Raw genomic sequence first — 14,208 nt, forward strand, 5'->3', positions numbered from 1 at the left:
TTGGCACCTTCGGGCGTCGGTCCGCGTTGCCGGGCGACGGCAAGGTGCGGGCCGCCTCCCTACAGCGCCTCCGCGCCCCGTTCCCGCAGGGCCTGGTCGTACTGCTGGAGGACCCACAGCTCGTTCTGCACGGCGGCCAGCTGGGCGGGGTCGCCGCCGGTGGAGAGGCGGGTCATCTGGGACTGGATGTCACGGATGCGGCGTTCCACGGCGCGGCGGCGGATCTGGACGAGGACCGTGCCGGCGTAGGTCTCGTCCACCGTGCGGCGCAGGATCGGTTCGACGGCCAGCTCGGTGACCATCGCGCGGACCGTGTCGTCCGGCGCGGCCTCGCGGACCCGGACCAGGTACTCCTGCGGGTCCGGGACGCCGTACTCGGCGCCGCCCGCCTCGGCGACGGCCTGGCGCACGGCGGCGTACGGCGGCGCCGTGAACTCGTCCACGCCGTAGGCGTCGAAGGCCGGGGAGACCAGCTCGGGACGCTGGAGGGCGAGCTTCAGCAGCTCGCGTTCGGCGGCGAACACCGGGTTGCGCAGGGTGAGCGCCGGGCCGGAGTTCGCGGGGCGCGGGGACTCGGCCCACTGCTGCTCGGGCCGGCGGCGCCGGTCGTCCTGCTGCGGGCCCTTGCCGTCACGGGCCCAGCGGGCCAGCTGGGCGACCCGGCGGACCACGAACTGGGTGTCGAGGATGCCGAGCATGCCGGCCAGTTCCACGGCGACCTCGTGCTGGGCGCCACTGTTCTTGATCTTGGCGACGATCGGCGCGGCCTCGTCCAGGGCGGCGGCGCGCCCCGCCGGGGTGTCCAGGTCGTACCGTGCCACGATCTGGCGCAGCGCGAACTCGAAGAGCGGCGTGCGCGGTTCGACCAGGTCCGCCACCGCCTCGTCGCCCTTGGCGAGGCGCAGGTCGCACGGGTCCATGCCGTCCGGCGCGATCGCGATGTACGTCTCCGCGGCGAACTTCTGGTCGTCCTCGAAGGCGCGCAGCGCGGCCTTCTGCCCGGCCGCGTCACCGTCGAAGGTGAAGATGACCCGCGCGCTGCCGTTGTCCATCAGCAGCCGGCGCAGGATCTTGATGTGCTCGCCGCCGAAGGCCGTACCGCAGGTCGCGATGGCCGTCGTGACCCCGGCCAGGTGGCAGGCCATGACGTCCGTGTAGCCCTCGACCACCACGGCGCGGCTGGACTTGGCGATCTCCTTCTTCGCCAGGTCGATGCCGTACAGCACCTGGCTCTTCTTGTAGATCGGCGTCTCGGGGGTGTTGAGGTACTTCGGGCCGTTGTCCGCCTCGTACAGCTTCCGGGCGCCGAAGCCGACGACCTCGCCGCCGATGTCCCGGATCGGCCACATGAGGCGGCCCCGGAAACGGTCGATGGGGCCCCGGCGGCCCTCCTGGGACAGGCCGGAGACGACCAGCTCCTTGTCGGTGAAGCCCTTGCCGCGCAGGTAGCGGGTGAGGTGGTCCCAGCCCTGCGGGCTGTAGCCGACGCCGAAGTGGACGGCGGCGGCCTGGTCGAAACCGCGTTCGGCGAGGAAGATCCGCCCGGTCTCGGCCTCGGCGCTGGTGGCGAGCTGCTCCGCGTACCACTGCGCGGCGATCTTGTGCGCCTCGACCAGGCGGATCCGCTCGCCGCGCTGGTGCGCCGGGTTGTACCCGCCCTCCTCGTACCGCAGCGTGATGCCGGCCTGCGCGGCCAACCGCTCGACCGCCTCCGAGAAGGAGAGGTGGTCCACCTTCATCACGAAGGTGATGGTGTCGCCGCCCTCCTGGCAGCCGAAGCAGTGGAAGAGTCCCTTGCTCGGGCTGACCTGGAAGGACGGCGACTTCTCGTCGTGGAACGGGCACAGGCCCTTGAGGTTGCCGCCGCCCGCGTTGCGCAGCTGGAGGTACTCGGAGACCACGGCGTCGATCGGGACCGCGTCCCGTACCGCCTTCACGTCCTCGTCGTTGATCCGTCCTGCCACGGGTGAAGTCTACGGGGGCGCGGTGACAGTCCCGGTGCTCCCGGAGATCAGGAGACGAGGTCGCCCAGGGGTACGTGCGGGTCGGAGAGGGCCTCGACGTTCACCCGGGCCCGGGAACGGATCAGGTTCTGGATCTGCTCTGTGACGTCCCACACGTTCACGTTCATCCCGGCCAGCACGCGTCCCTCCTTCACCCAGAACGCGATGAACTCCCGCTTGCCGACGTCGCCCCGGATCACCACCTCGTCGTACGCCCCCGGCGGCGCCCACCCGCTGTACTCCATGCCCAGGTCGTACTGGTCGGTGAAGAAGTACGGCACCCGGTCGTAGGTGACGTCCTGGCCCAGCATCGCGCGGGCCGCCGCCGGGCCGCCGTTCAGGGCGTTCGCCCAGTGCTCCACCCGCAGCCGGGTGCCGAACAGGGCCAGCGGGAAGGACGCCACGTCGCCGGCCGCGTGGATGTCGGGGTCGGAGGTGCGCAGCCGTTCGTCGACGACGATGCCGCCGCCGTGCGCCCGGTCGGCGATCTCCAGGCCCGCCGCCTCCGCGAGCGCGGCCCGCGGTGCCGCGCCGATCGCCGCGAGGACGTCGTGCGCCGGGTGCTCCTCGCCGTCGTCCGTGCGGGCCGCGAGGACCATGCCGTCCTGGCCGATGATCTCGGTGAGCCGCACGCCGAAGTGGAAGCGGACGCCGTGCTCGCGGTGCAGCTGGGCGAAGACGTTGCCCAGCTCGGGGCCGAGGACGCCGTGCAGCGGGGTCGGCTCCGGTTCGATCACCGTGACCTCGGCGCCGTACTCGCGGGCCGCCGCCGCGACCTCCAGGCCGATCCAGCCGGCGCCCGCGATCACCAGGTGCCCGTTCTCCTGGCCGAGGTGGTGCAGGACGCCCTTGAGGCGCTCGGCGTGCGCGAGGCGGCGCAGGTGGTGGACGCCCGCCAGGTCCGTGCCGGGGACGTCCAGGCGGCGCGGCTCAGCGCCGGTGACCAGGAGCAGCTTGTCGTAGCGGACGAGGGTGCCGTCGTCACCGAAGCGGACCGTCTTCGCCGCACGGTCGATCCGGTCCACGGTCTGCCCGAGGTGCAGCTCGATGTCGTTCCGCGCGTACCAGGCGGGTTCGTGCACGAAGACGCTGTCGCGCTCCTCCTTGCCGAGCAGGTAGCCCTTGGACAGCGGCGGGCGCTCGTACGGGTGGTCGCGTTCGTCGCAGATCAGTATCACCCGGCCGCTGAAGCCCTCCGCGCGGAGCGTCTCGGCCGCCTTGGCGCCGGCGAGACCGCCTCCGACGATGATGAATGTCTGATCCGCGTCGACCACTTGATGCCTCCTCGTAAGGGTGCCGCCACATGCGAGCGTCCCGCACACGGCGTGCTGCGGGAAGAGGGTGTGACCCGATCAGGCCACGGCCGGTCATGTTCCTCTCACATATGCCCTGTCAGTCTCGCGTGCAGCGAGAGCGCGGAGGCGTCGGTGAGGGAGGCGATCTGGTCGACGATCACCCGCTTGCGCGCCCGGTCGTCGGCCGCCGCGTCGAACAGCGCCCGGAACTGTGGGTCCAGGCCCTCGGGCGCGCGGGCGGTCAGCGCCTCGGCCAGTTCCGCGACGATGACCCGCTGGTCGGCGCGCAGCCGTTCCTGCTCGGCGCGCTGCATCACGTACCGGTCCGCGACCGCCTTGAGCACCGCGCACTCCATGCGGGTCTCGCGGGGTACGACGAGTTCCGCGCCGTAGCGGGTGAGCCGGCCGGCTCCGTACGCGGTGCGGGTGGCGCGCTCGGCGGCCAGGCAGAACCGGCCGATGAGCTGGCTGGTGGCGTCCTTCAGCCGGGCCTGGGCGACGGCCGTGCCGTCGTAGCCGTGCGGCCACCACTCCTCGTCCTGGAGGCGGTCCAGGGCGGCGGCGAGTTCCGCCGGATCGGTGTCCGCGGGCACGTACCGGCCGACGGCGACCGCGAACACCTCCTGCCGTTCGGGTTCCGCGTGCAGGCAGTTGGGGTCGACGTGGCCGGCGTGCAGTCCGTCCTCGACGTCGTGCACCGAGTACGCCACGTCGTCCGACCAGTCCATGACCTGCGCCTCGAAGCAGGTGCGGGTGCCGGGCGCGTACGCCCGGACCCAGTCGAACACCGGGCGGTCGTCCTCGTACACGCCGAACTTGCCCGACGCCGGGCCGGTGGGGTGAGCGCCGCGCGGCCAGGGGTACTTGGCGGCGGCGTCGAGGGTGGCGCGGGTGAGGTTCAGGCCGACGGAGCCGTCCTCGGTGAACCGCTTGGGCTCGATCCGGGTGAGGAGCCTGAGGGACTGGGCGTTGCCCTCGAAACCGCCGCAGTCGTCGGCGAACTCGTTCAGCGCGGTCTCGCCGTTGTGGCCGAAGGGGGGATGACCGAGGTCGTGGGCGAGGCAGGCCGCCTCGACCAGGTCCGGGTCACAACCGAGGGCGGCGCCCAGCTCCCGGCCGACCTGGGCGCATTCCAGGGAGTGGGTGAGGCGGGTGCGGGGGCTGGGGTCCCACGCCTGGTGGTGCGTCCCCGGGGTGACGACCTGCGTCTTGCCGGCGAGGCGGCGCAGGGCGGCCGAGTGCAGGATGCGGGCGCGGTCGCGCTGGAAGGCTGTGCGGCCCGGGCGTTTGTCGGGTTCGGGGACCCAGCGGTCGGCTGACGCCGGGTCGTATGCCGTGGAGAGTGCGGTGCCTTCCATGGGTCGACACTAAGCCACCCCGCGTCCCTCAGGCGGCTTCGGCCGACGTCGCCCCCAGGCTCTGGTCGTAGCGGTGCAGGACCAGGCGGGCCATCGCGTCGTGGGCACCCAGGGGGGCCGAGGCGATCCACGGCGCCGTCCCCGCGCACTGGGTCGCGAAGCGGCCCGGGGCCGTGAAGCAGGAGGCCACCGCCACTCTGTGGCGTCCCCTCGCCGCCAGCAGCCGCAGCGCCGTCGCCACCGTCGGCGTCGCCGCCGAGGCGTACGCGGGGACCACCGGGACGCCCAGCCGGGCGGACAGCAGGCGGGCCGTGCGACGGGTGTCGGTGGTCGAGTCGGGGTCGCGGGATCCGGCCGCGGCGAGGACGACCGCCATCGAGCGGCGGGCGGTGTCGTCCGTCCCGGAGGGCCAGCCGGACTCGGCCAGGCGGGCGTGCAGGGCCTCGGCGAGGAGGAGGTGCGGGCCCAGCGGTGCGGCCAGGCGGGTGCGCGCGCGTGCGGCGCCGGCCATCTCCGGGATGTCGTGCTTGACGTGGTAGCCGCGGCTGAGGAGGAGCGGGACGAGGACGGCGGGGGTGTCACCGAGTGCGGCGAGGGTGTCGGGGAGCAGGGGTTCGTTCAGCTCGATGTGCCCCAGGTGGACGGGGACGCCGGGACGCAGCTCGCGGACCCGGGCCATGAGGGCCCGCACGGTGGTGAGCGCCCGCGGGTCGCGGCTGCCGTGGGCGACCAGCACGAGGGCGGGCGGGGCCGGGCGGCGGCGGCCGAGCCGGGAGACCGGCCGGCTGGGGGTGCGGGGTGGGGTGGACGCCGTCATGGAAGGATCCTGACCGGGAGACGTTGCGGGCCCGTTGCGCGGCCGTCACGGGTGTTTACCGCGGATTCACCGCGCACGGATGCACGATGTGAGGCGAACCGGACCGCCGTCCCCGGCGTCCTCCCTGGTCGGAGGCGATCACAGGGGGGACCGTATGAAGATCCGTCGACCGCGGTGGCCGCGCACACGGGCCGGGCAGCGGCGGCTGGTGCAGGCCGTGGTGGCCGGGTGCGTGCTGGCGCTGCTGCCGTCGACCTGGCTGTACGTCTCCACGGCGGACCGGCTGCGGACGACGGCGAACGCGCCGCGCACCGATGTCGCGGTGGTGTTCGGGGCCGGGCTGTGGCAGGGCGAGCCGTCGCCGTACCTCGCGCACCGGCTGGACGCGGCGGCGAAGCTGTACCGGGCGGGGCGGATCAAGGTGGTCCTGGTCACCGGGGACAACAGCCGGGAGGACTACGACGAGCCGGACGCCATGCGCGCGTACCTCACGCGGCACGGCGTGCCGGACACGCGGATCGTCAGCGACTACGCCGGGTTCGACACCTGGGACTCCTGTGTCCGGGCCAGGAGGATCTTCGGGGTGCACCGGGCGGTGCTGATCAGCCAGGGCTTCCACATCCGGCGGGCGGTGGCGCTGTGCGAGGCGGCGGGGGTGGACTCGTACGGCGTCGGGGTCGACGCGAAACACGACGCGACCTGGTACTACGGCGGGACGCGCGAGGTGTTCGCGGCGGGCAAGGCGGCCCTGGACGCGGTGCTGCGGCCGGATCCGCGGTTCCTGGGGCCGCGGGAGCCGGGGGTGGCCAGGGCGCTTGCGGGGGGACGGGACTGAGCGTGGAGACCACCGGGCTGACACCCGCCGAGCGCCGCGTCCTTGAGGCGTTCCCGCTTGGCGAGGGAGTCGACTTCCGTCAGAGCGACGACGAAGATCCCGAGCAGGGCGGCTCCTGGGGACCGGAGCGCACCCTGCGGGCGGAGGTGCTGCGGGAGCTGCTGCTCGACGGGCCGGTGCGAGAGGGGCGGATCGCCGGTCTGAAGGTGACGGGCGCACGGATCACCGGGCGGCTGGACCTCAAGTACGGCACGGTCGGCCACCCGGTCCGGCTGCGCTCCTGCCACTTCGAGGAGGCGCCGGACCTCTACGGGGCGCAGGTCGGCGCCCTGGTTCTGAGCGACTCGGCGCTGCCGGGGCTGACGGCCGGGAACCTGCGTGCCGAAGGCGTGGTGCGGATCACCTGCTGCCGCTTCACGGGCCCGGTGCGGCTGCAGGGGGCGAAGCTGGCTGGGGCGTTCTTCGCGAACGGTGCACGGTTCGGCAGGCCCGGCGAGGTACCCGAGGAGCCCCTGCTCCAGCTCAACCACGCCGAGGTCGGCACGGACGTCTGGGCCCCGGGCCTGGTGGCGCACGGAAGGGTCCACCTGAACGGGGCGGTGGTCCGCAACCAGGTGAACCTCGACGACGCGGAACTGACCGCCCCCGGCCAGACCGCGCTGCACGCCGAGGTCCTGACGGTCGGCACCGACCTGCACGCCATGCGACTGCGCGTCAGGGGCCGGGTGAACCTGGGCGGTGCGCGGATCGCCCGGCAGCTCAATCTCGCCCATGCCCGGCTGTCCAACCCGGGCGGACAGGCGTTGCGTGCCAGCAGCGGCGTGATCGGCGAGCTGTGGCTGCGGGACGCCGCGCCTGTCGAAGGGTTCGTCAATCTGCGCCGTGCCCAGCTCGACCTCTTGCACGTGCCGCCCGAGGTGTGGCCGCCCGAGGTCGCGACCGACGGGCTCACCTACCGCGCGCTGACCCCGCACCTCCCGGCCGGACGACGCCTTGAGCTGCTGGAACGCGAGCCTGCCGGATACCTCCCGCAGCCCTACGAGCAGCTGGCCACCGCCTACCGCGCGGTCGGCGACGACGAAGCCGCGCGCACCGTCCGGCTGGCCAGGCTCCGTCGCCACCGCCGTACGCTGCCGCCGTACGCCCGAGTGTGGGGCTGTCTGCAGGACGCGGCCGTCGGCTACGGTTTCCGCCCGATGCGGGCCGCGGGCTGGCTGCTGATGCTGCTGTGCACCGGCACGCTCGCGTTCGCCCTGCGCCACCCGCCGGCGCTCAAGCCCTCGGAGGCCCCGGCGTTCAACCCGCTCGTCTACGCCCTCGACCTGCTGCTGCCGGTCATCGACTTCGGCCAGCAGGACGCCTTCGCGCCGCGCGGCTGGTACCAGTGGCTGTCGTACCTGCTGATCGCCACCGGCTGGGTGCTCGCCACCACGATCGCGGCGGGCATCACCCGTTCCCTGAGCCGCCAGTAGGCGCGTCCCTGGAAACCTCACGGCGGCACCGGAGCGGCGGGGAGGTCGCCGTGCCGGGTGTGTAACCGGATGCGGCACGGGCGCGTAACACGCCGGACGCACGCTGGGCGGTATGGAGAACACCTCGACGCCCACCCACTGCCCGTACTGCGCCCTGCAGTGCGGGATGAACATCACGCCCCTGCCCCAGGGGGGCGTCGAGGTCACCGAGCGCCCCGACTTCCCCGTCAACCGGGGGGCGCTGTGCGGCAAGGGCCGTACGGCGGCCCAGGTGCTGTCCCCCGCGGTACGGCTGACCGCGCCGCTGGTGCGGGAGGGCGGCCGGCTGGTGGAGGCGAGCTGGGCCGAGGCGCTGGACCGGATCGCCGGGCGGCTGCGGGCGACGCGGGAGCGGCACGGAGCCGACGCGCTCGGGGTGTTCGGCGGGGGCGGGCTGACCAACGAGAAGGCGTACGCGCTCGGCAAGTTCGCGCGGGTGGTGCTGGGGACCTCGCAGATCGACTACAACGGCCGGTTCTGCATGTCGTCGGCCGCGGCGGCCGGCACCAGGGCGTTCGGTCTCGACCGGGGGCTGCCGTTCCCGCTGGAGGACGTCCCGAGGACGGGCTGTGTGATCCTCGTCGGCTCCAACCTGGCCGAGACCATGCCGCCGTCGCTGCGTTTCCTCACCGAGCTGCGGGAGAACGGCGGCACGCTGATCGTCGTCGACCCGCGCCGCACGAGGACGGCGGAGCAGGCGGACCTGCACCTCGCGCCGCGCCCCGGCACCGACCTGGCCCTCGCCCTCGGCCTGCTGCACCTGGTGGTGGCGGAGGGACGCACGGACGAGGAGTACATCCGGGAGCGGACCTCCGGGTGGGAGGAGGCCCGGGCCGCGGCGATGGCGCACTGGCCGGAGTACGTGGAGCGGATCACCGGGGTCCCGGTGCCGCAGCTGCGGGAGGCCGTGCGGATGTTCTGCGCGCCGGAGTCGGCGATGGTGCTCACCGCGCGCGGACCGGAGCAGCAGTCCAAGGGCACGGACACGGTGGGCGCCTGGATCAACCTGTGCCTGGCGACGGGGCGTCCGGGCCGTCCGCTGTCCGGGTACGGCTGCCTGACCGGGCAGGGCAACGGGCAGGGCGGACGCGAACACGGCCAGAAGGCGGACCAGTTGCCCGGCTACCGCAAGCTGGACGACCCGGCGGCGCGGCGGCACGTCGCCGCGGTGTGGGGTGTGGACCCGGACCGTCTGCCCGGCCCCGGGCGCAGCGCGTACGAACTCCTCGACGCCCTCGGCACGGACGTCCGGGCGCTGCTGCTGATGGGCTCCAACCCGGTGGTGTCGGCCCCGCGCGCCGCCCACGTCGAACAGCGGCTGCGCGCACTGGACTTCCTCGCGGTGGCCGACGTCGTGCTGTCGGAGACGGCGGAGCTGGCGGACGTCGTGCTGCCGGTCACCCAGTGGGCGGAGGAGACGGGCACGACGACCAGCCTGGAGGGCCGTGTGCTGCTGCGCCGCCAGGCCGTCACCCCGCCGCCCGGCGTCCGCAGCGACCTGTACGTCCTGCACGAGCTGGCCGGCCGCCTCGGCGTGGAGAAGGGCTTCCCGGCCGACCCGGAGGAGGTCTTCGAGGAGCTCCGCCGTGCCAGCGCCGGCGGTCCCGCCGACTACTCGGGCATCACCTACCGCCGCCTGGCGGAGGAGAACGGCGTCTTCTGGCCGTGCCCGGAGCAGCCGGAGCCGCGGGTCACGGCCGACGACGCGGACACGGCCCCGGACGCGCTGCCCGGCGGCCCGGTGGCCGACGCCGGCACGGCGCACCCCGGCACCCCCCGCCTCTTCCTCGACCGCTTCCCCACCCCCGACGGCCGGGCCCGGTTCGTGCCCGTGGTGCACCGGGCGACCGCGGAGGAGCCGGATGCCGCGTACCCGCTGCTGCTGACCACCGGGCGGGTCGTGGCGCAGTACCAGTCGGGGGCGCAGACCCGGCGCGTGGCCGAGCTGAACGCGGCTGCGCCCGGACCCTTCGTGGAGCTGCATCCGCGGCTGGCGGCCCGCCTCGGCGCGGCGGACGGCGACCGGCTGGCGGTGGTGTCCCGGCGCGGCCGGGCCGTGGCACCGGCCCGGATCACGACCGCCATCCGGCCGGACACCGTGTTCATGCCCTTCCACTGGCCGGGCGAGGGCCGCGCCAACACGCTCACCAACCCCGCCCTGGACCCGACGTCCCGGATGCCGGAGTTCAAGTCGTGCGCGGTGCGGGTGGAGGTCCTGGGACCAGGGGAGTAGCCCGGTTCCGTCCGCCGGAGGGGGCGCGGGCGGCGGGGCTGCCTTAGGTTCGGAGCATGTCCGACACCGAGCAGACCCCGTCGTACGACCTGGACGCCTATCTGGACCGCATCGGCTGGAAGGGCGAGCGGCGGGCCGACCTGGCCACCCTGCGGGGCGTGCACCTGGCGCACGCGCTGTCGCTGCCCTTCGAGAACCTGGACCCGGTGCGCGGGACGGCCCCCTCGCTGGCGCCCGCCGATCTGATGGCGAAGATGGTCCACGGCCGGCGCGGCGGCTACTGCTACGAGCACAACACCCTGCTCCGGCTGGCGCTGGAGGCGCTCGGGTTCCGGGTGACGCCGCTGGCCGGCCGCGTGGTGGTGGGCGCCGGGACACCGGAGAGCCGGCCGCGCACGCACGCGATGCTCCGGGTGGAGGTGCCGGGCGAGCCGCGGCCGTACCTGGCGGACGTCGGCTTCGGCGCGCCCGGGGCGCTGCTGCTGCCGGTACCGCTGGTGACCGGCACCGACTTCGAGGGCGCCGGACGCCGGCACCGGCTGGTGCGGCTGCCGCACGAGGGGCCGCTGGAGCTGTGGGAGTTGCAGGCCCACGACATCCGGGACGAGGTGTGGGCCGGGCAGTACGCGTTCACCCAGGAGCCGTTCGCCGCGCCGGACTTCGAGGTGTTCAACTGGTTCGTCGGCACCCACCCGCGCTCCCCGTTCACCCGCCGCCCCTATCTGCAGCGGACCACGGCCGAGCGTCATCTGGCCCTGGACGGGGCCCGGTTCACCGAGACCCGCGCCGACGGCACGGTGACCGAGCGCACGCTGACCCAGGAGGCGGAGGCGCGGCGCCTGGTGGCGGAGGAGTTCGGCATCGAGGTGCCGGAGGGTCTGCAGTTGCTGGGCTGAGTCCGCCGGGCCGGCGGCGCCGAGGCCGCGGGACCGTGTCAGCGGCGGGCGAGCCAGTCGCCGCCGGGGACGCGGGTGCCGGTCCCGCGCAGCCGGGCGGCGACGCGGGGGGCGGCGAGGTAGACCCAGGCGCGGACGGTGCCGCCGGCGGCGCGGGCGATGTCCCGGGCGGCGCGTTCGTAGAGGTTGCGGGGGTCGCCCGGCACGTACTCCTCCAGCCGGTCCAGGGCGGCGAGCAGGTCCGCGTACGCCTCCGGGCGCGCGGTCACCAGCTCGCCGCGCACGGTCCCGCCGGGCTCCTCGACGGCGTAGGGGTAGCCGGGGCCCTCGTACAGGACGGCACCGGTGAGGCGTCCCGGTTCCTCGGCGAGGGTGCGGCCGCGCAGGAGGAGGCCGTGGTGGGGCTCGCCGGGGCGGAGCGTGCCGTAGACGAAGAAGGGCAGGGGACGGGCGCCCTCGCGCCTGCCCTCGCGGGCGTCCTCGCAGCCGTCTTCCCGGACGTCCTGGCGGCTGTCCTCGCGGGCGCCGTCGCTGCTGTCCTCGCGGGGGAGGTCCTCGGCGGTCACGGAAACGATTCTGTACCCTCGCCGGCTCCCCACACATCTCCATGACGACGCTATGGACATGACATGTCATGCGCACTTAAATCTCGGAGACCAGCGCCACCCCCACGCCTAGCCTGGCGCCTCCCCGAGGAGACGTATGAGCCGGATACGGCAGCACATCCGAGGAACCCGTCGCACGGCCACCGCCGGTGTCGCCCTCACCACCGCGACCCTGCTGGCCGTCGGCCTCTCCCCCGCCGCCCACGCCGACGGCAGACCCACCCGGGCCGCCGCGATCGAGAACGCGGCCTCGGCACTTCTCGCCCACGCCACCGCCCTGGGCCTCACCTCCCCCCAGGACACCAGCGTCCGGGACGTGATCGTGGACAAGGACGGCACCCAGCACGTCCGCTACGACCGCACCTACCGCGGACTCCCGGTCGTCGGCGGCGACTTCGTCGTCCACCTGGGCCCCCACGGCGGCTACCGCGGCGCCGACCGCGCCACCCGGCAGGCGATCTCCCTGCCCTCCGTCACCCCGTCGGTCTCCGGTCCCAAGGCCGCCGGCCTCGCCGTGAACGCCCTGCGCGCGGCCACCCCCGGTACGACGCTGAAGCAGGTCAAGGCCAAGCCGGAACTGGTCGTCGACGCCCTGCACGGCAGCCCGAAGCTCGCCTGGCGCACCACCGCGGTCGGCCTGGACTCGCTCGGCAACCCCGTCGCCCGCACGGTGCTGACCGACGCGCGCACCGGGGCCCGGATCGACGCCTGGGACAGCATCGAGACGGCCACCGGCGACGGCAAGGGCCTCTACAGCGGGACGGTGGCGCTGGAGGCCACCCAGTCCGGGTCGTCGTACCAGCTCAAGGACCCGACGCGCGGCAACACCTACACCGGTGACGCCGAGAACAAGACGGACCTGTGCCTCTTCGGGATCTGCTTCAGCCGGGCCCCCGCGACCCTGTTCACGGACGCCGACAACCACTGGGGCACGGGCACCACGGCGGACCGCTCCTCCGCCGCCGTCGACGCGCAGTACGGCACCAACGAGACCTGGGACTACTACAGGTACGTCCACGGCCGCAACGGCATCGCCGGCGACGGCAAGGGCTCGTACAACCGCGTCCACTACGGCAGCAACTACAACAACGCCTTCTGGGACGACAGCTGCTTCTGCATGACGTACGGCGACGGTGACGGGACCACCTTCGGACCGCTCGTCGCCCTCGACGTCGCCGGGCACGAGATGAGCCACGGAGTGACGTCGAAGACGGCGGCGCTGACGTACTCCGGCGAGTCCGGCGGGCTCAACGAGGCCACCTCGGACATCCTCGGCACGATGGTCGAGTGGTACGCGGACAACTCCTCCGACCCCGGTGACTACCTCATCGGCGAGAAGATCGTGAAGCCGGGCTTCGGCAAGGCGGCGCTGCGCTTCATGGACAAGCCGTCAAAGGACGGGAGTTCGGCGGACTACTGGAGCTCCTCGGTCGGGAACCTCGACGTCCACTACTCCTCCGGTGTCGCCAACCACTTCGCCTACCTGCTCGCCGAGGGCAGCGGCGCGAAGACGATCAACGGCGTCGACTACGACTCGCCGACGTACAACGGCTCGACGGTCACCGGCATCGGCCGGGACAAGGTCGGCAAGATCTGGTACCGGGCGCTGACGGTCTACATGACCTCCTCGACCAAGTACGCGGGCGCGCGCACGGCCACCCTCAGCGCGGCCAAGGACCTCTACGGCGCGGGCAGCACGGAGTACAACGCGGTGGCCGCCGCCTGGAGCGCGGTCAACGTGAACTGACCCGCGAGGACAGCCGACGCGCACCGCCCCGGAGCACCCGGCACCGGGGCGGTGACCGAAAAGGGCCGGTGCCGCACGGCGCCGGCCCTCTTCGTCACCCGTTCACCGCCCCCGCCGGTCCATTCGTGTGCTTTTCGTACCACCGTCTCGTCCTGCTCCCCGACAACGCCACCACCTGCCGGAACACCGCGCGGACTAGGCCGGGCGGGGGGCACCGGCGACACCCGTTCACCGCAATTCTGACGCTCCCTCAGGAAGCGGCCGCGCCCCGGAGCGACTTACCTCGGAAGGGCAGGGGCGCACCCCTGGACGAGTCGGACAAGCTCTGGGGAGCACCATGCGACGCACTGCCCGTCTGCTGGCCGGTACCGCGCTCGCCGTGGCCGCCGCGGCACCCGCCCACGCCGCCGGGTCCGGCCGACTGGACGTGTACCCGTCCACCGTGGCACCCGGTGGCCAGGTCTCGGTGAACACCGCCGCGTGCGGGGACTCCGGCGCCGCGACCGGTGACGCGGGCGCGGTCGGCGCCGGCACGTTCCCACTGGCGCCCAGCACGCACGAGGGCGAGGCGATCGGCCAGTTCCGGGTGCCGCCGAGCGCGCAGCCGGGGACGTACGAGATCGTCGCCCGGTGCGCCGAGGGGGACCGGCAGGTGACGGGCGACCTGGTGGTGGCGTTGAGCGCGGCGTACGAACAGGTGCAGCCGCGGGGAAGCGTGAAGACGGGGGTCGGCGGCGGACTGGGCCCCGACCCCGTGCAGACCGCGGCGGGTGTGGCGGCACTGGCCGTCGCCGCCGCGGGCGGTACCTGGCTCCTGCATCGCCGGGCGAGAGGCGACGGGATCTGACGGACACCCTCCGCTGTCCGTCCGCCGGTACCGCACATCCCGCCCCCTCCGGGTCCGACGC

The 14,208-nt window shown here is 73.6% G+C and carries 11 protein-coding genes; 6 read left to right on the forward strand and 5 right to left on the reverse strand.

Annotation, left to right across the window (positions count from 1 at the left end):
- Positions 1-59: 59 nt before the first annotated feature.
- From dnaG to ACZ4VF_RS11650, 4 genes are all read right to left on the reverse strand, one after another.
- On the reverse strand, positions 60-1,964 hold the full coding sequence (gene dnaG, locus ACZ4VF_RS11635; RefSeq protein WP_467925128.1) for a DNA primase: 1,905 nt from the start codon (positions 1,962-1,964) through the stop codon (positions 60-62).
- A gap of 47 nt (positions 1,965-2,011) precedes the next feature.
- Positions 2,012-3,277, reverse strand: a complete 1,266-nt coding sequence (locus tag ACZ4VF_RS11640) for an NAD(P)/FAD-dependent oxidoreductase (protein ID WP_467925130.1) — start codon at positions 3,275-3,277, stop codon at positions 2,012-2,014.
- Positions 3,278-3,381: 104 nt separating this feature from the next.
- Complete coding sequence (locus ACZ4VF_RS11645; protein WP_467925132.1) at positions 3,382-4,656, reverse strand: deoxyguanosinetriphosphate triphosphohydrolase; 1,275 nt, start codon at positions 4,654-4,656, stop codon at positions 3,382-3,384.
- Between the two features lie 28 nt (positions 4,657-4,684).
- Positions 4,685-5,473, reverse strand: a complete 789-nt coding sequence (locus ACZ4VF_RS11650; protein WP_467925134.1) for a sirohydrochlorin chelatase — start codon at positions 5,471-5,473, stop codon at positions 4,685-4,687.
- Between the two features lie 154 nt (positions 5,474-5,627).
- Here ACZ4VF_RS11650 and ACZ4VF_RS11655 point away from each other — a divergent pair, with 154 nt between their 5' ends.
- From ACZ4VF_RS11655 to ACZ4VF_RS11670, 4 genes are all read left to right on the forward strand, one after another.
- Complete coding sequence (locus ACZ4VF_RS11655) at positions 5,628-6,308, forward strand: SanA/YdcF family protein (protein WP_467925136.1); 681 nt, start codon at positions 5,628-5,630, stop codon at positions 6,306-6,308.
- Positions 6,309-6,310: 2 nt separating this feature from the next.
- Complete coding sequence (locus tag ACZ4VF_RS11660) at positions 6,311-7,780, forward strand: membrane-associated oxidoreductase (RefSeq protein WP_467925138.1); 1,470 nt, start codon at positions 6,311-6,313, stop codon at positions 7,778-7,780.
- Positions 7,781-7,892: 112 nt separating this feature from the next.
- The gene (locus ACZ4VF_RS11665) at positions 7,893-10,052 is read left to right on the forward strand and encodes a molybdopterin oxidoreductase family protein (RefSeq protein ID WP_467925140.1); all 2,160 of its coding nucleotides are present in this window, start codon (positions 7,893-7,895) and stop codon (positions 10,050-10,052) included.
- Between the two features lie 56 nt (positions 10,053-10,108).
- Entirely contained in the window at positions 10,109-10,948 is an 840-nt protein-coding gene (locus ACZ4VF_RS11670) for an arylamine N-acetyltransferase family protein (protein ID WP_467925142.1), read from the forward strand.
- 38 nt (positions 10,949-10,986) lie between these two features.
- Here the strand turns inward: ACZ4VF_RS11670 and ACZ4VF_RS11675 are convergent, their stop codons facing one another.
- Positions 10,987-11,391, reverse strand: a complete 405-nt coding sequence (locus ACZ4VF_RS11675; protein ID WP_467925627.1) for a gamma-glutamylcyclotransferase family protein — start codon at positions 11,389-11,391, stop codon at positions 10,987-10,989.
- Between the two features lie 259 nt (positions 11,392-11,650).
- Between ACZ4VF_RS11675 and ACZ4VF_RS11680 the strand changes: the two genes are divergently transcribed.
- Entirely contained in the window at positions 11,651-13,300 is a 1,650-nt protein-coding gene (locus tag ACZ4VF_RS11680; protein WP_467925144.1) for a M4 family metallopeptidase, read from the forward strand.
- A 337-nt stretch (positions 13,301-13,637) separates the two neighbouring features.
- Positions 13,638-14,147, forward strand: coding sequence for a hypothetical protein (locus ACZ4VF_RS11685; protein ID WP_467925146.1), 510 nt, complete (start codon positions 13,638-13,640; stop codon positions 14,145-14,147).
- The last annotated feature ends 61 nt before the right edge of the window (positions 14,148-14,208 follow it).

The sequence above is a fragment of the Streptomyces sp. NPDC029151 genome (assembly GCF_055564315.1).